General features: G+C 40.2%; 16 protein-coding genes and 2 pseudogenes. 2 read left to right on the top strand and 16 right to left on the bottom strand.

All coding sequences use genetic code 11. The annotated features are described in order from the left end of the window. Nucleotides 1-2: 2 nt before the first annotated feature. The 7 genes and pseudogenes from tnpA to POF51_RS26195 form a co-directional block, all read right to left on the bottom strand. A pseudogene (gene tnpA, locus POF51_RS26225) lies at nucleotides 3-363 on the bottom strand (IS200/IS605 family transposase). A gap of 149 nt (nucleotides 364-512) precedes the next feature. Beyond that, nucleotides 513-776 carry a hypothetical protein gene (locus POF51_RS26220; RefSeq protein ID WP_271756400.1) on the bottom strand — a complete coding sequence of 88 codons (264 nt, stop codon included), beginning with the start codon at nucleotides 774-776 and terminating at the stop codon, nucleotides 513-515. Nucleotides 777-945: 169 nt separating this feature from the next. Beyond that, nucleotides 946-1,503, bottom strand: a complete 558-nt coding sequence (locus tag POF51_RS26215; RefSeq protein WP_271756469.1) for an HD-GYP domain-containing protein — start codon at nucleotides 1,501-1,503, stop codon at nucleotides 946-948. Nucleotides 1,504-1,641: 138 nt separating this feature from the next. Beyond that, nucleotides 1,642-2,178, bottom strand: a complete 537-nt coding sequence (locus POF51_RS26210; protein ID WP_271756399.1) for a helix-turn-helix domain-containing protein — start codon at nucleotides 2,176-2,178, stop codon at nucleotides 1,642-1,644. A gap of 17 nt (nucleotides 2,179-2,195) precedes the next feature. Beyond that, on the bottom strand, nucleotides 2,196-3,680 hold the full coding sequence (locus tag POF51_RS26205; RefSeq protein WP_271756398.1) for a hypothetical protein: 1,485 nt from the start codon (nucleotides 3,678-3,680) through the stop codon (nucleotides 2,196-2,198). A 628-nt stretch (nucleotides 3,681-4,308) separates the two neighbouring features. Continuing rightward, on the bottom strand, nucleotides 4,309-5,280 hold the full coding sequence (locus POF51_RS26200) for an acetyl-CoA carboxylase carboxyltransferase subunit alpha (protein WP_271756397.1): 972 nt from the start codon (nucleotides 5,278-5,280) through the stop codon (nucleotides 4,309-4,311). Nucleotides 5,281-5,296: 16 nt separating this feature from the next. Next, nucleotides 5,297-5,764, bottom strand: coding sequence for a MarR family winged helix-turn-helix transcriptional regulator (locus tag POF51_RS26195; protein WP_271756396.1), 468 nt, complete (start codon nucleotides 5,762-5,764; stop codon nucleotides 5,297-5,299). A 290-nt stretch (nucleotides 5,765-6,054) separates the two neighbouring features. On the opposite strand from POF51_RS26195, the pseudogene POF51_RS32230 reads away from it, so the two are divergent. Then, nucleotides 6,055-6,231, top strand: a pseudogene (locus POF51_RS32230) (DUF4097 family beta strand repeat-containing protein); the annotation flags it as partial. A 312-nt stretch (nucleotides 6,232-6,543) separates the two neighbouring features. Here POF51_RS32230 and POF51_RS26190 read toward each other — a convergent pair. The 4 genes from POF51_RS26190 to POF51_RS26175 form a co-directional block, all read right to left on the bottom strand. Next, nucleotides 6,544-7,059, bottom strand: coding sequence for a GrpB family protein (locus POF51_RS26190; RefSeq protein WP_271756395.1), 516 nt, complete (start codon nucleotides 7,057-7,059; stop codon nucleotides 6,544-6,546). A gap of 119 nt (nucleotides 7,060-7,178) precedes the next feature. Further along, nucleotides 7,179-7,586 (bottom strand): hypothetical protein, encoded by a 408-nt coding sequence (locus tag POF51_RS26185; RefSeq protein WP_271756394.1) that lies wholly within the window; start codon nucleotides 7,584-7,586, stop codon nucleotides 7,179-7,181. A gap of 442 nt (nucleotides 7,587-8,028) precedes the next feature. Further along, on the bottom strand, nucleotides 8,029-9,282 hold the full coding sequence (locus tag POF51_RS26180) for a helix-turn-helix domain-containing protein (RefSeq protein ID WP_271756393.1): 1,254 nt from the start codon (nucleotides 9,280-9,282) through the stop codon (nucleotides 8,029-8,031). A gap of 421 nt (nucleotides 9,283-9,703) precedes the next feature. Continuing rightward, complete coding sequence (locus tag POF51_RS26175; protein ID WP_271756392.1) at nucleotides 9,704-10,360, bottom strand: hypothetical protein; 657 nt, start codon at nucleotides 10,358-10,360, stop codon at nucleotides 9,704-9,706. Nucleotides 10,361-10,652: 292 nt separating this feature from the next. On the opposite strand from POF51_RS26175, the gene POF51_RS26170 reads away from it, so the two are divergent. Next, entirely contained in the window at nucleotides 10,653-10,856 is a 204-nt protein-coding gene (locus tag POF51_RS26170) for an alpha/beta-type small acid-soluble spore protein (protein WP_271756391.1), read from the top strand. A 132-nt stretch (nucleotides 10,857-10,988) separates the two neighbouring features. Here the strand turns inward: POF51_RS26170 and POF51_RS26165 are convergent, their stop codons facing one another. The 5 genes from POF51_RS26165 to POF51_RS26145 form a co-directional block, all read right to left on the bottom strand. Further along, nucleotides 10,989-11,231: a hypothetical protein gene (locus POF51_RS26165; protein WP_271756390.1), complete on the bottom strand. Its 243-nt coding sequence runs from the start codon at nucleotides 11,229-11,231 to the stop codon at nucleotides 10,989-10,991. 281 nt (nucleotides 11,232-11,512) lie between these two features. Then, the gene (locus POF51_RS26160) at nucleotides 11,513-12,715 is read right to left on the bottom strand and encodes a hypothetical protein (RefSeq protein ID WP_271756389.1); all 1,203 of its coding nucleotides are present in this window, start codon (nucleotides 12,713-12,715) and stop codon (nucleotides 11,513-11,515) included. Nucleotides 12,716-12,742: 27 nt separating this feature from the next. Further along, nucleotides 12,743-13,300 carry a hypothetical protein gene (locus tag POF51_RS26155; protein ID WP_271756388.1) on the bottom strand — a complete coding sequence of 186 codons (558 nt, stop codon included), beginning with the start codon at nucleotides 13,298-13,300 and terminating at the stop codon, nucleotides 12,743-12,745. Nucleotides 13,301-13,330: 30 nt separating this feature from the next. Further along, the gene (locus tag POF51_RS26150) at nucleotides 13,331-13,792 is read right to left on the bottom strand and encodes a hypothetical protein (protein WP_271756387.1); all 462 of its coding nucleotides are present in this window, start codon (nucleotides 13,790-13,792) and stop codon (nucleotides 13,331-13,333) included. A 765-nt stretch (nucleotides 13,793-14,557) separates the two neighbouring features. After that, nucleotides 14,558-16,084, bottom strand: coding sequence for a hypothetical protein (locus POF51_RS26145; protein ID WP_271756386.1), 1,527 nt, complete (start codon nucleotides 16,082-16,084; stop codon nucleotides 14,558-14,560). Nucleotides 16,085-16,841 lie beyond the last annotated feature (757 nt).

The raw sequence follows: 16,841 nt of genomic DNA, 5'->3' as shown, positions 1-16,841 counted from the left end.
GTTCACCCCCTTTTCTTTTGTTCTTCCACATAACGCTTTACTGTTTCGCTTGATAGGTTTCCTGCTGTACTTACGAAAAAAGAGCGGGTCCACAGACTGGGCAAATGAGCAAGATGCTGAAACTTTTACCAATACGTCTGCTGGAGAGTTGGTGGAAAGACAGTTCAGGAAGAGATGGACATGATCTGGCATCACTTCCATTGCCACAATCATCCAGTTATCCTGAATATTTCAGTCAATAGCTCCTTAAATTCGAATTTCCACCTGTTTAACTAATACTTTTCTTCGACAGCGAAGACAGAAAACATAATGATAGTTGATGAGAGATACTGTTGTAGCAGTTCGTCTATATTCTTGTCCCATATGATTCATCGTATCAGTATAAAAGCCGAACTGTAACGATTTATACAAAAAGAAAAGCACTCGCATATGTGCTATGTGTTTGCCTGCCCATCCATCAAGGGATGTTCGGACAAAGCCGTCTTTCATCCCACGATTAAAACCGTGGGCTTTCAGTCGGCAATTACTGTAACACCATCTTCAACATTGATTCGTGCGTGGATCATTCGCATCGTCATGATAGTAACCAAGACATACATGATGCAGCTCCATAGGAAGTAATCCGAGGAGATGCCTATCCCTTGAATAAGTACTAGCATGGAAACATTGAATGTAGCCAAGGATATCCCTAACTTTTTCAAACCGTGATAAAGTGCAAAAACCAATGACAACAGCGTCATAACACCAAACAAGATAGTAAATATGGTGGTCACCATTATATGATCCCCTTTCTCCTATACAATTACTGGTTTGCTATTACCTAAATCTTAGCATACAAATATATCCATTTGCAAACCATTTTTTGTACATCAAAAGTAGAATTATCCAATAGATTCTATTTTGGAACTAACCCGATACTCATCCATAAATCGTATTTAAATTAGATCAATTGACCGCATAGTTAGGTACCAACCTCATACTAGACATTGACTCCAAGAACACATCTACAATTGCAGCATCATATTGAGTACCTTTTCCTAATAGCAATTGCTCTACCGCTTGATTATGTGTAAGAGCTGGCCGATAATTCCTTGCAGTTGTCATGGCATCATAAGAATCCGCCACGGCAACAATTAACGCCTCCAGTGGGATATCCTTTGCGTACAACCCTTCAGGATAACCCTTACCATCCATTCTTTCGTGGTGATATAAAACGATTTGATCGATCCCCCGCTTCCTCAACGGTGTTACCAAACGAACGATTTCATAACCGATTAGAGCGTGCTGTTTCATGATAAGGTATTCTTCAGGGGTTAAATTACTATTCTTTAATAAAATGCAATCAGGCGTACCAATCTTCCCGATATCATGTAAGAGTCCACCAACGAAGATGTTCGAGGAACGCTCATCCTCTAAGCCCATATGCTTCGCGATCCTCCACGCATAGTGCCCTACATTCATTGAATGTCGATAAGTGTATTCATCCCTTGCGTGAACAGTCATTATCAATGAATGAACCGTCTCAATGGTTCTGTTATGTGGAAAGAGATCACTACGAAGTAGAGTCTCTAGTATCTTCTTTATCAAACCCAAACGCCCCCTATTCCCCTCTCTCTACCATTCTGTTCATTCCACGAGTCCTTACATGATTGCTGCGTAATGGGTTTGAAAGGCAAGTACTACGGCTTTTGTTCGGTTTTTTACTTTCAATTTGCTTAATATACTAGATACATGATTTTTTACAGTCTTTTCACTAATCATTAAGATCCCGGCAATTTCCTTGTTTTCATTTCCTTCCAGAATCAAACGAAAAACAGCATCTTCTCGTTCAGTGAGATGACTCCAATCAATATTGCTTACTTGATTTAGTCTTACTTGCGCCTTGCTCTTCTTCTGGTGAATACTCGCTACATCCGCTTCTATAACCTTTTCATCCATCCATAATTGATTCGCTATTTCATTATTTTCCGTTCCTTGCAATTTACGTAGAAGTACGGTCCTCTCTCGATTCGAAAGAGCATTCCAATCAATATCTGCTACCGGCTCACTTTTCGTTTCTTCCAAAATTCCTTTGTCTACTGAAGTTTCATTTCCGTGAACAGGTTCGATAATAATGATTTTGTATTGCTGTTTACTATCCTCTTGAATACTGGTTAGGATGCTTGTCATTGGATTCATATGAATCACCTCAGATTTTATTTACGAAATAGACCTCGAAGGGATAGAGCCACACGTTTTCCAAGGCCCTCTTTTTGAATAAAGGCTTTCTTATCCATGAACTGTGTAAGAAACTCCTGTGCAATGTTTACGATTTCAGGATCATCAATAGGTTGATGATTCCATTCCAATTCTGCAAAGTAGGTCCCCCGATCTGGGAAGCGCATGGAAACTGGTACATGTACCTGTTCGCGATTGGGATTTTGCTCAACTGTTTCCAAGTAAACAAAGACATGATCTTTGATTTCCCTGAAGGCATCATCATAGCGATTCAAGCAGACAGAGAAACGCTCAGTATACTTTTTGGTCAGATATTGAACATTCGGGACAGCAGACCACAATCGGCTATTGGAGCATTCTGTGACTCCTACAATCGCATCCGCTTGAAGTAGCCAATGCTCAGCGTATCGAGATCGCCAGCCCCGGCCGATGTCTACAATGACAAAGGGGTGTTGACGACTGTTACTTATTACTCTCAAGTTGTCTTCTTCCGAAAACTCCAGCTCATGATCAAGATCAAGTGGCGCCCACTTGATTCCATATTGCTCCCAATGGGAATGAATAGATCCATTATTCAAAGTTTGGCTGATCCAGCTCTGCCAGCCCTCTCCGTTGCTCCCTTGAGGACGATTATTCTGCCCCAAATATTCCAACATCTGAGGAGCACGGCCTTTTGTGTACGCTTCTATGACAGCTGTGTAAGGTCCTATTTGTGTTAATGCAGTAGCAAGTGAATGACAAACCGTAGAAGCTCCCGATCCGCCTGTAGCATTCAAACTACCTACTACGACCAATAAAGGCTTTAACGTGACACTCTCATTCACACGAACGACTTCTCTGACGACTTTCTCTACAACGACTTTCTCTTTTTTGTATACAATTTTGGGCTCGTGGTTTGATGTAGTGAATCCACGTTCATCATCTTGTTTTACTGGTGAATCTTCAGCGTGTTCCTGATCTGGCTGATTCGGATCTGAAGCAGATGGGGGAAGCGGGGTCCACGAAAACCCTCGACTCATATCGCTAAGATAGTCGACATCTCTGTAATCCAAACGATTCTCTTCTAAAAAGTGAAAAGCAAACTTATCCTGATCGATTGTTTTCTGGTACCAAATATCATAAATACCGAGGTGGACTAATTCCCCGAGGAACCCATCCCCTTCTTTACGTGGGGGATGGGTGAGTGAAATGAAGATCACACGAATTTGTAATTGCCTAAGGACTTTCATAATTTGTAGCAGGGCTGCATCCCGCTCCTGTGGGAGCTCACGCGTGTCGTCACCTAGAAGTCTGTCACTCATGACAACAATGTCAGGGCTGTATTGTTCAACGTGTGTCAGCACTAAGCTTCTGACATTGATAGCATCATCTAGGATCGGCGTATAGTTTGAGTCATTCGTTACCTTAACAATGTAATCGTAAAGACCCTTGGAGGCATTGAGCGCTATCATTACCTTTTTCACGTTTAGTAACCACCTATCTCGTGTCACAATCTCTGAAAAATAAAAAGAGCGACTCACCTTGCCCAATAAAGACAAAGTGACTCGCTCTGGTATGTCCAGTGCACATATTGTGTTGTTTATACTATTCTGTACTTTCCCACCAATTATAAGCCATTTGTCTTATATTAACAAGTTTGCCTAAGAAAAATGTAACAAAAGCTATTGCTGTTCGTTGAAAATAATGTAATAGACTGGAGTTGTTGACCCTATGTAGTTCTTGGATAAAAAAATCTCCAAACTCAGAAAAATTAGTTTTAGACTGAACCCGAATAATAAAACAGCTGTTCAGAGAAAATAAAGTAATAGACTGATGTTGTTTATTTGATGCTATTACTGTATAAGAAAGCTCTTTACCTTAGAAAAATAGTTATTAGACTATTCAATCCTTCCATACAAATAGGCCAGTCAAAACACAAAAATAAAGTGTTAGACTGGCCTGGTATATTGAGCTATCGTATCCCGATAGCGAAGTAATTTAACAAAAAATGAGAAGACTGGATAAAACTCAACCAGCTTCTTGGTTATCGGTAGACTATACTCGGGGCTTTCACCCCACAGAAAGCGCATTTACCTTTCCTTTAATTCTTCTCTATTTTTCCTCATCAGTTCCGTTTATGATTCCAATTTTCCCCATCTCTCTATACTTTTCATATCGCTGTTGTGTAAGCTCTTCTGGAGACATTAGTAGCAATTCTTTTAGAGATGATTCGATTACAGATTCAACCATTCCCGCCTGCCATTTTATATCATTTTGTGCTCCACCTTTCACTTCAGGAATGATTTGATCAATTATTCCTAAGTGCTTCAATTCTTTTGCTGTAATTTTCATGTATTCTGCCGCTTTTGGAGCATACTTAGCATCTTTCCATAATATCGATGCCGCTCCTTCCGGAGAAATAACCGAGTACCACGAGTTATCTAGCATATGAATATGATTACCGATACTAATGCCAAGGGCTCCACCACTTGATGCTTCTCCTATTACAATACAAACAATCGGTACTCTAAGTGTTACCATTTCAAATAAATTACGAGCTATTGCCTCAGAAATTCCACGTTCTTCAGATTCTCTCCCTGGATAAGCACCTGATGTATCAATGAATGTAATAATAGGGCGATTAAATTTTTCAGCTTGCTTCATAAGTCGTAAAGCTTTTCTATAACCTTCTGGGTGTGCCATTCCAAAATTTCTATCTATGCTTTCCTTTGTGTTTCTACCTCTTTGGTGACCAATAATCGTTACAGGCATGCCTTTATATTTCGCAATTCCACCCATTATTGCTTTATCATCTCCATATAATCGATCGCCATGAAGTTCGATAAAATCTGTAAACAATAACGGAATATAGTCCAATGTTGTAGGCCGGTTACGAAGACGAGCAATTTGAACTCGTTGAAATGGTGAAATATTAGTATAAATTTCACATTGCATTACTTTTAATCGTTCGTTTAATGCATGAATTTCTGAAGATAAATCGATATCATTTTTTTCCATATACTTCTGTAATTCATCGATTTTTTCTTTTAATTCTATAATTGGCCCTTCAAAATCCAAACTCATTCATGGCCTCCTTAAATTACGATTTTCCATTCCTTTTTAAGGAAGCGGATTTAGATATCGAATCGATTAAGAGTTCAAAGCCATTGACAACTGTTTTCCGTTCAGATTCTGATAAATCATTGAGAATTCCTTGATAAAAATTAATCGATTGTTCCCGTAAAGAAGCAACGGTTATTTTACCTTTTTCTGTAAGGTGTAGATAAACCTCCCTTCTGTTATTTTCATTTACTTCACGGCAAATAAGCTCATTTTTTACCAACTTGTCTACTAATCTACTTACCGATGATTGTTCTAATTTAAGCATGTTAGCTAATTCCCAAATAGTTAATTTCTTGAGCTCTAGTTCTTCTAACGCCATCATTTGGGAAACCGATAAAGGTTTTTCAAACAGATCTTTTGGAATTCTTTCTGGTTCGAGAATTCCAGTTATTCTAATAAATTTTTTAATATCTGTTCTTAGTTTCAAGGCTTCTTCTCTATTCATAAGAAATTAATTACCCCCTTAACTAGTGTGTTATGCATAATATGTACAATACATCAATTTCATTATACATGAAATTGATGTAATAACAAGTTACCGCCTTATTTCACATCCAAAGAAAACCATTTTGGATTACCAGTCGACCGTCTCTTACCCCTGTCAAGTAGACGGAAATAAAAAGCCTAAGCAGCCAGTGTGTTTCGGTTGAAGTGCACCCCCGAATGTAGACATTGGAAAAACCCCTGCGGTTTACCCGTTGAAAACCTTAGGGGGTGCATTTTTATTTCAGCAAATATGTAAATCTATCAACAAAACTAGGAAATATCGATAATCAGGTTCCTCTTGAAAAAACAACAAATACCACATCGGTTGTTTCCAAAGAACTCCATGGATATGTGGGTGAGGCTCAATCCGAGAGTACAACGCTCAACATTTCCACACAGGTGGGCGAATTTCTGTTCAAAAATTAAGTGTCATCATCGTACCAGGCCTGGTATTGTTAGCAACCATTATTAGTTCAACGGACAGAAACATTTAATACATTAATGCTTCAGACGCATAGACATACACGGCTGTTGTATTATCCTGCCTGTTAGTTGAATAACTGGCGCCAGTCTAACACTTTATTTCTCAGTCTAGTACTTTATTTTTCGGTCTAATACTTTATTTTACAGTCTAAAACTTTATTTTTACAGAACAACAGCAGCGACCCAGGACCTGAAAAAAAGTCTTAGACTCGCCACTGTTTTATTACGCTATCGATACCCTTTAGCACAACGATACTATCTACCCATAGCCCATTCAGTTGCCTGCCTGTCAATTTCAAGTCCTAGCTTTTCCTTTCCCTTGATATATGACGATACATCATAGGGGAATTGAACTGCCAGTTCTACTTTGAGGTCTCCGTAACTTTTGGCTACTTTCGGATGAGTTCTTAAATAATCTCGAAAAGCAAGGTGTCGCTGAATTTGTGGATTTCCAAGAGCATAAATGTGAATGTGATGAGTTCGGTCTGTGCCGCCAATAGTAAAATAACGTCTTCCAGCTATTCCATTCTCTCCTCTTGACTCATAACCTCGATGAACAAATTGCTCATTATATTCATCTACTCGATAGATATCTTTGACAACTGGCATAACGTCAATTATAGGCTTAGCATTTAACCCTGGGACAGATGTACTCCCTATATGATGTATTTCAATAATTTCCGTACCAAGAATTATTCGAAGGTTTTCAGCTTCATTCTCAAATTTTGAAACCCAGAGAGGGTTATAGGACTGAACCTCTACTTTCCTCATTTTCCTCACCATCCATTCCGTTATACTACCCGTTAGCGTAATGACGCAGCGTCAGTCTGTCACTTTGGATTCATATATGTTTACTATTGAATTTTGGATCTCGATAGTTAAATACTCATTCATTTGTATCTTCCTTCATCAATTCTCTTTCTTGCTAATTTCCTTATGTCTTCTTCATCATCGTTTATCAACACCATTAATGCTCTAAGTGTAGCTTTTTTGTTATAAACAATTCTATTCCTTACGGAACTATCCGGGTCTCTGGCAAGTTTCAACTGTAGATTTTCAGGTAATCTGTTTTTCATTGCAACAGTAAATCTAACATTTTCATCTGTATCATCAGCAAGAATTTCCATTATCTCAACAGGAATAGTTTTATTGTGTGCCACCCATTCACGCATATCAGGATACTTTTCAACAACTTCTAACCAAACCTCTAAAGGTGCTTCATCCCAAGCAGCCATTAAGTATTCATCCATATTTTCGCTTAATCTTAATCTAACAAACTCTTCAGGCGAATTAATCATGATATAACTCCAATTACAAATAATTGTAAGATTACGTAACATAATAGCAGTTATTTAAGTAACCTGCCCGTTAACGTAATGTCTGATAATCAGTCAAATACTATATTTTCTCAGTCTAAAAAATTATTTTCTTTGAACAATTGCTATTGATGTAGATAAAGCGATAGTGCCTAATACCGTTAAAAGAGCAGCAATTCTAGCAATACACGCCCAATAGGTATAATATACCATTTCCCCCTATATCGACTTTTAAACTAAACCCCCGCAACAATTCATTGCGGGGGCAGACGACTACTAGTTGCGCTCTACCAATCAGGTTCGGCACTGTTAAGTATTACTTTGTTTTCGCTAAGATTCGGTGTTAACAGCGGCGTTACGGTGAAAAGGAAAGCAAAAGTGAGTACAAGTAGTTTCTTTTTCACAGGCTATCCCTCCCTTATTTCTATATAACTTCATTATGGCAGAATCTCTCAATTATTTCCATGTTTTCGAACGAAAAAGCCCTTTGATGCAGCCGATGATGTTTTAGAAAGAGTCCTACGCCCTCGATAACTTTGTCTGACGCGCCTAGCTGTCGATAGTAGCTGATACTGTGTAGTAGGCTCTCGAATCCGTCCTCAATGTGCCCAATCGCGAGTTGACTCACGCCTTTTCTCTTGTAGTATCTCGCAGCCTGTTTGATCCGGTACGGGTGAGCGAGAATGTCTGAGGGTAGAAACTGATCTTCAGAGTCGATCAGCTCTTTTATTAGGGTATCATTGCCACTCTCTAAATAGACCTCCAGAAGATCGCTGACAATGGTCACGCGGCTGTCCTTCCCTGCTTCTGCGAGGCATTGCTCGTATAATCTCATTGCATCCTCGTGCTGACCCTGTTTCGCGTGCAAAAGCGCTCGCAGATGAATCTTTCGATAGTCTGCGTATTCGCTCTTTTCATACTCTTTTAGATACAGTTCAGCTAGGATCAGATCGCCCAAACTCAAGTATGAATTGACTATTGAAATGAGAGCCGAGGCTTTGGGCTTGTTGTCTGTATCGTCTTCGCGAATCCCTTTCCCGCAAAATTCGATACTCTCCCCGTAGTAGCCTAAGATATACGCGTGCGTCCCCAATCGATAGTAAAAGGTAATGCGCTCAATCGGCAGTAGCATATCGATGTAGTGCAGCAATTCCTTTCCTCTACGGTAGGTCTCCTCAAACCGCGAAAAGTCATCCCTTTCGAGCATGTAGCGATCGTAGAGGCTCTTTCCTAGATATAACGGGACGCCACGCTTCCTCGCGTAATCAATAATCACCTCATGCAGGGCCAGTATGACGGCTCGATCCTTCGCGTCGTTTGTCGCCTGTAGTAGATAATCCAGCGCTAGAAAAGTATCCATTTTCGGCGTTTCCAGTAGCTTTAAAGCCACCTGTTGAACCACTGGCGGGTAATTAAGCTCAATCGCCTCTTTCAGCAGTATTTGAAGTGTCGCAGGTCTTTCCGTGTTGTCCAAATATGCTGTGATTACATCGACATCCGGAATTTTGAGAGCACTCGCTATCTTTTTCCATTGTGAAAACCCTGGCCGTTTGGTTTCCCCTGATTCCATTTTGGAAAGTGCTGCCTTGCTAATGTCTGTACGCTCTGCAAGCTCACTCAACGATATATTTTCCCGTTGTCGGTAGGCATGGAGTAAATCTCCGATTTCCATAAACATTGGATGCCCCCTAAAAAAATATTTATCGTATTTAATTTTTTTATAATATCACACACTTCAAGATTTGGTAATAGTTTCCTTTGCAAGATTTGTAAACAACTATAATCCTGCATACTGTGATAGAATTGCATCCGAAAACAGCTTCTCTCCCAAATTATCAAGTCTGTTTTTGAAATCGGTATGTCGCCCCTTCATTCGCGTGTTGAGTTTATATGTCGCAAAAGGAAATGTGCCATTACTGATCTTTCAAATCCGAACCGCATTCAGAATCTAATACTTATCATATCAAGAAAATCACAGACAATCTCTAGACCATCTGTAAAAAATAAGAAAGGAGCTGTGGTGGTCAGCTCCTTCCTTGAATATTCGATCATTATTTCGGTACCCCCAAGTACCCTACGCCTTTCACGCTCTCACCATGCTACTCTATCGTTTCATAACGATTATTTTCCATAGCCTGCTTGAGCCATCCATCGATCCGATCCTTAGGAAGCAGGATGTTTCCTCCATAAGCATTATTCCTATGTAAGCCCCAATCTCCATATACGAGCATATGGTACTGGCTATCTATTCGTTTTACGAGTCCCCATTCCCCGAGATCTCCCTCTGCACCAGCACTGATAAATAGCCAGTTCCGATAGTTGAAAATGTAAGGATCTCCGAACATCTCAAAACCTTCTAAATAACCTGTGCTTCCATCTCTTTCTGGAAATCTCTCATTGTACTCCTCAATCATCCATACATCTAAAATCTTTACGCACAACCAAGCTTTAAACTCATTCCGATCAATGACACGTTCTATGGAACACTGTATAAAAGAAGATTGTTCAATCTCTTCGGGATGCGAATCCCATCCATTAATACTGGAGTGTACTGGAGTGTACATGATCCAAAAGGGTTCTCCAATCCTCATATGGAAAGGATGGGAGACCTTCACCGTTCTAACCTGCCCTCGCTCAGGCGGGCGATTAGAACGCAGCCAATGGCGCTCATCCAACAGGGGAACTTCGTTTTCATAATCTGACCATTCTATAATATCATTTTCGAAGCCAGCAATATCAAACAGCTCACTTTCCATCCTTATGGGCTCTGATACGCCTTTGCATACCCCGCACGCTAAGGCAACGAGCTCTTTTTCCATTTGCTTCAACCCCATCCTGTCATCTGATGCTTACTTTGCTTAGGAATACTTCTATTCTATTTGAATCTTTCTTGATATTGATTGCCAATCCCGCTTCGGGATTTTCCGAAAGGCTTGCCGTTACTTTTGATACGTTTCCCCGCGCTTGATCTTAAACTAATTGCTATCTCGACGAGTATAAAGATCGTTTTCACTGTAAATATTATCCTCAACAAGGAGGTGATCGTTCATGAACACAAGCAGAAACAACAACAATCGCATTTTAAACCCATCTGCAAGAAACGTCCTGGATCAACTCAAATACGAGATCGCTGCTGAATTTGGCGTACAACTCGGCCCAGATACCAGCTCGCGTCAAAACGGTTCAGTTGGTGGTGAAATCACCAAACGTCTGGTATCTTTGGCGGAGCAATCTATTTCCAGAGGACTTTAGGGGAATTTATTGAACTCATAACCAAGTTGAGCTCGGGTGTAGCGACAAGGTGACTCTCCATGTTCTGGTCACCTTGTTTCTCATGTCGCCACTTACAATTAAGCAATTCCCGCTCCAGGAACGTTGATACCCTTACAGAGTAGGTCCCCATTGATAGATCACTACATATTTCTCCTCATTGTTATCATCAATTAACTGCTCCATGTTTTTTGACCACTTCGTCACCGTTAAATTCTGAACATCATCAATCTTTAGTCCAATTTCTTTCTTTATAAATTCCTCCGTAAACGGATTACTTACCAGCTTTTTCTTTCGATCGTAGATCATGTACAAGCCAAAGTGCTCGCGCAACATGACCAATGCAAACTGCCTCATTGAATACCACCTCACCTCCCTATTCTACCGAGATCTCCTATCTTTAACCATTCCCTTCGAGTAACAAATGCTGCTCTTACTTCGTGTTTCACTCGCATGGTTAAAAATAGTAGACCAGTTGGTTGGAATATAGCAATGAGCCACATTCTAAGCCAACTGGCCTTTACTCATTTCAATCCGAATCCTTTCAGGTTACACCACAAAGCAAATATTTCCATCTCGTCAAAACATAAAGAAGGGAGCTGAGAACCTTGTGGAGACGGCCTTATCCATTTAGGCCATTATAGGTTGTTTAGCTCATCCCATTCCTCTAGAGATGACTTACCTTCCCATTGAAGATACTGATAACCCTTCTCCAGGTACTTCTTGCGTTTCCATTCCAGTTTTTCACGGTACGCGTCATCTTCAAAACCAGCAACTTCTATGATTGCAATCTTCTCATTTTCACCATACACGACCATATCCGGACGAAGATCGAGGTCCAATTCGATGACATTTTGTATAAGCGGTTTTTTAAAGGACTTCTGTTTTTGGACGAGATGGGCAAGCATTTTTAGTTCTAAACCGGATTCAACCGGAATCCCTGTCTTTTCATCAGCAGGAACGAAGACAATCTCTTTCTCCTTTGGCCAATCATCGGGTGATTCTGCTTCTTTCCAAATCAGCCAATACCCTGTCTTCACATCAAGATGGTCAAAACAAATTCCCTTGTTGTAAACAGATTTCGAAATCGTTACCTCAATTGAGAGTTGGTCTCTCTTATCCAGTGCAAGTAAAGGAATCCGCATAAGATGAGGGAACTTTATATCTGGATCTGGTTCATGTGTAACTTTGTTTCCCCAACCCACGATTAGTTGTATCTTTTTATTGATTTTTTTCTCATCAGTTCCTGCAATATACAGCATGTCTTTTAGCAGTTTACGATTAACTTGTACATGTTCTGCTGCTGACCAGATCCTCCCCTTCAGATTTCGACTACCTTCAGGAGTATACTTTTCTACGCGGCGATACTCCAACATGGTTAAGAACAAGTAGTATAATCGATTCATTGGATCGGTAGACGCCATGTTACGTGTAGCACGGGTACCGGTTCGATAACTCGATGTACTACTCGATTCAGACGTATTTGCTGCCTTTTTTCTTTTGGTAGAAAGATTGACGGAAAACATGTCTTTCTCTTCGTCATAATTGATTCCTATTTGATTGAGTGTTTTTCTAAAGGTGTTGTTATATGGACACGAGCTATCATGCAATTCTCGATCGTCTTCTTGTTTTAAGCTGTGGTTGGCGATGATGTACTTATCTGTTTGCGACAAGTATCGAACATGCATAGGAGGATAGATGTTTGCCATCTCATTGCAGCAGCAGAAGATTTCTAGCTTCTCTTTTTTATTCAGTTGATGCCAAATGGCAAATTGCTTTGTCCGTGCCTCTTCTGTTAATTTGGTCAAATCATAGATGACGTCTTTGCATTTCAGCCTCATTTTCTCAATCCCTTTACTTCATCATAACTAATGCACTTTCTTGCATAGATGCGGAATCTTATCTCCGCAAGTGTACTCAAAGCCTGCTTCTAATAACAATTGGCTGTATGAATCTGGTTCTTCCCGACAGTCCTCTTTCACTGAAGGAGCGATAATAAATGACACATGCAGCACCTGAGATAAATACTCGACAACTTGCTCCAGCGAATGGTTTTCTAAACCCTTACTTTGATATTGTTCAAAGATTCGTAATTGGGTAAGTACAGCGATACGACCGTACACTAGGCATGTATTAGGATCACGATGAAGTCTGTTTGATGGATTCTGGAAACGTACAGAGCGAATTGCTTTCAACAGACGTGGATCAACCTTTTCGGCTAGATGAAATACATTCGATTCTAGCCAATTTTCATCGATAAGGTACATCTCAACCTCTCCAATAACGGTATTTTGATCTTCGACATTGGAGTAAATTTTACCTGTTACTAATTGGTATTCTTTGCGATAACAAGTATGAAACACTACACGCTCATCGTCTTTGTGGATGTTAAAGGTATTGTCATAAGCAAACGATAGGTTTTCCAAAGAAATAACCTCCTTAAGATATCTTTCCAGTTATTCGAATGCAACGGGAACCAGTTTCAAGCCCGCTTCCATAGCAACCTGATAATGTTTCAGATTTCCTATTAGACTGTGATTGGGTTTTAGTAAGACAGGTTGGTCTAATTGTCCGAATAGTTCTACGTGAAAACGTATTGGAGCTAAATCGCTGTCTTTGTATCGGGGGATATTCTTTCGCTTCGAGAGTGATATATCATCAATCGGAATGACTTTCTGAGTACCGACTGGTGGCAGTGGTCCCCAGATCCTTCGAAAGAAATAGTCTTCAGTAGAAGACACCCATTGACGCCATTGTTGAATGGAAGATACATCATATGGGATACCACGTAGAAAGAAGCCATCGTCATCGATTAGGAGCTCTTCTGAAATATAATCACAGCTGATTACCTGTTTGTATCGATCCCAAATATGGTATTGTTCCGTCTCTTTCATTTGAATTAAGGCATACCTCTTCACGAATTGCACCACCACTTTGAATTTCTAACTGGATGAGTTCTTCGAAGAAATAAAAAAGAGACAGGCTACCCAATTAGTATGGGATATCCTGTCTCGGTATTTCCGTGACCAGTTTTTCTTTGTTTTGAGTGTATCATATATCTATTTCAGAAAACAGTATGAATCCAGTTTAAAAAGGAAATATTTGTTCTAATTGAGGGAGACTAACATAAACATACTACTATAACTATCAATAGACTATTAAAGAGACAAAGAACTACTATAGGAGCCGAGTCCTTTACTCTCTCAAGGAGCGGGGCCATATTTTTATAAACGGAAACTAGAAGCACCCTCTGAAAACACAATGAAAAACGAGAAGCTCATTTTTAATATCAGAAAAAAGTTAGATGATTTTGATGCATGCTTTGAATACGTAACCTCTCTCCGGAGTGCTCCGGATTTTATAAACAAATTTATTTATTCATCCACATTACTAAGCTTTTTAACATCTAGCTTTTAACTTTTATGTGATATGTGGATTATAGGTAGCTTTATAACTCACATCTACTCACGCTATCCACAATACTCTACGACTAATTCTAGTTTTTATCGGGTTTTGCTCCAAATTATTCGTGCTCGAAGGATTTCGGACAAGATGGAGATTGAATAATCGTGATAGGTTAGAAACTGGCTGTATCAGTATCCTCGATGGAAAAAGCAAAAACCAGATCATGTCTGGCCATTTGATCACGGCAAATAGCCCTCTTTCGTACGAAAAAAGAGAGCTTAAGACTGGGGAAGAATATGAGTACGCAAGTAGGTTTCCAGTGTGAACGTTGGAGGGACAATAATCACCTTTTCCGCGTCTGGCAGCAGCTCCACTTGGGACAAGAGGTATTCAATTACCTGGTTGTCCGTAAGCTTTCCTTGTTGGGCTAGAACAGTACGCTCCATTCGGCAGTAGGCATCTACCTGTTTTTGTAGATGGAATGCCTTACGACGAACGAGCTCGATCCCTTTAATCTTCGCGGCTGCATTTCCTTGGTACTCGGTAGCATCATATGTGGCTGTTCTGCGGAATTGTTTGAACAGCAGCGGTGCAGCAACCTTGCAAGCTTGCTCTACAATCCGCGGTTTATAGTGGCTAATCGCGTTTAGGAATTGGCTCCATCGTTGCTCTTCGTCGTCATTTCCGTGAGGAGCAACAAAGTCAAGAAGTTGAGTGCGTTCTAACAGGTTGCGGAAAGTGAACTCAGTCATGGAGCGAATGGTTTTGGTTAGGTAACCAATGAGATTGTTCGGGAGATTCCGGTGTTTCTGATAAAACTGTTTGAGGATCTCTAATGCCGGCCGAATGACACGGTACCCTTTCCCTTTGAAAAAGCGAACGAGGTCGTTGATTTCATTTTCGGTCACCATTTCTTTGAGAGACATGCTAGCAAGTACCTTTTCGATAAAGGCTGCTGTCCTACGATATACTTTTCTTGGATGAATGGTTTCCCGATACTCCTCTCCTTTTCGAGCAGCGAGGATAAAATCGGGATGGATAGACATGGTTGCTTTATATTGCCCAGAGGTTTTCTGAATCTCTGCACGTGAAAACAGAGGTGTTTGGGTAAATAAGGTTGGGCTAGAGAGCTCATCAAGCACTTTCCGCACCTGATAAGGATGAGCTTTATGGAGAAGCTTGTACAGGCCCATGAATTGCACGTCTTTGTTCCGATTCGTAAAGAGACGCTCCACCGGCTTATCTTTCTCAATCCCTTGTTGAGCTGCAACGGAATAGAACAGCTTTTTACTAGATAAGGATAAAGAAGTAAACGCAACGCTAAAAACAACCGGATGCAGAAGGAAATACCGTGCTGCCTTCGGTCGTTCTGTTTTTAACCATGGTAGTTCGTCCTCATCTTGATCCTGTAAAAAATAGTTCAGTTTATAGCTGACAACACCGTATTGGTGCTGCTCTTCTTTTATGAGGCGATGCAGCTTGAACTTCTCAAGAGCTTCGTAAAATTGGGGGGAAGAGATCGGATTCTCATACAGCTCCTCCAGGCGTTGATAAATGGCATGACGAGACACACGATGGATCTGACCATTCGTGTTGCACAAAGCAAATAAAACCGTCGCTACATACAAATCAGCTTCGGTTACATGATTAAGATGACGTTTCCGCCCACCTTCGTTGATCGAGTATTTGATGGTTTTATCATCGAATTCTCGCTCAATATTATAGAGCGCGCGTAAGAAAGCAGCACTCATGGCAACAGGTTGTGTTCTTCTTCCAGCAATGCCCCTCTTATTCGCTAATATCAACGCTTTTCCCCCCTTTCTTACATTGATCAGAAAGCCATATTTTGGTATAGTATGAAAAAAGGCAAACCTTAATTGGACCCAGGACTCCCCTTTTTCAAAAAAGGTTGTCAGGCGATAATTAGGCGTATTGTTTTCAGGGATCGGCTGGTAACCGATTTCGTAAACGGCAAAAGTAATTGGTAAGGTGCTGGTAACACCTTATCTAAGGGCTCCCGCTACAACGGGAGTCTTTTTATTGCTCTCCTATTCTTTGGTAGAGAATATTGGAAGCAATCCTTCTGAGTACGACTATATCTTTCCTTTTCTAATCTTGCAATATGACCCAAACCGAGGAAAAGTATCGTACTAACGAGTATATTTTAGCGGGAAGGCCATTCGGATTATTGTACTAACGAGTATATAGTTACCCTTGATGTAGAATCGCTTTTTATCGTACTGAAAAGTATATGAGAAAAGAGGAACTATCGTACCAACGAGTATAATGAAATGATGTGTATGATCAGGGGTTTCTTTCTAGGGGGCAGCATTAGTATCGTACTAACGAGTATAATCGTATGGATCTCTTTATCCTTGGTAGAAAAAGTCGGTATTGTACTAACGAGTATATTCAAAAATACCTTGCTATCTTTTTTATATCGTACCAACGAGTATAATTTGAAGCGGGTGCTTGATTTAGAGGAATAATTTGCCTAATGGATTTTCAATATATATCGTACTAACGAGTATATCGAGCATTTTCGATCATTCTGAGAAACTA

The organism is Brevibacillus sp. AG, from assembly GCF_028369215.1.
Classification (GTDB): domain Bacteria; phylum Bacillota; class Bacilli; order Brevibacillales; family Brevibacillaceae; genus Brevibacillus; species Brevibacillus porteri.
This window is presented reverse-complemented; position numbering and strand designations above follow the sequence as displayed.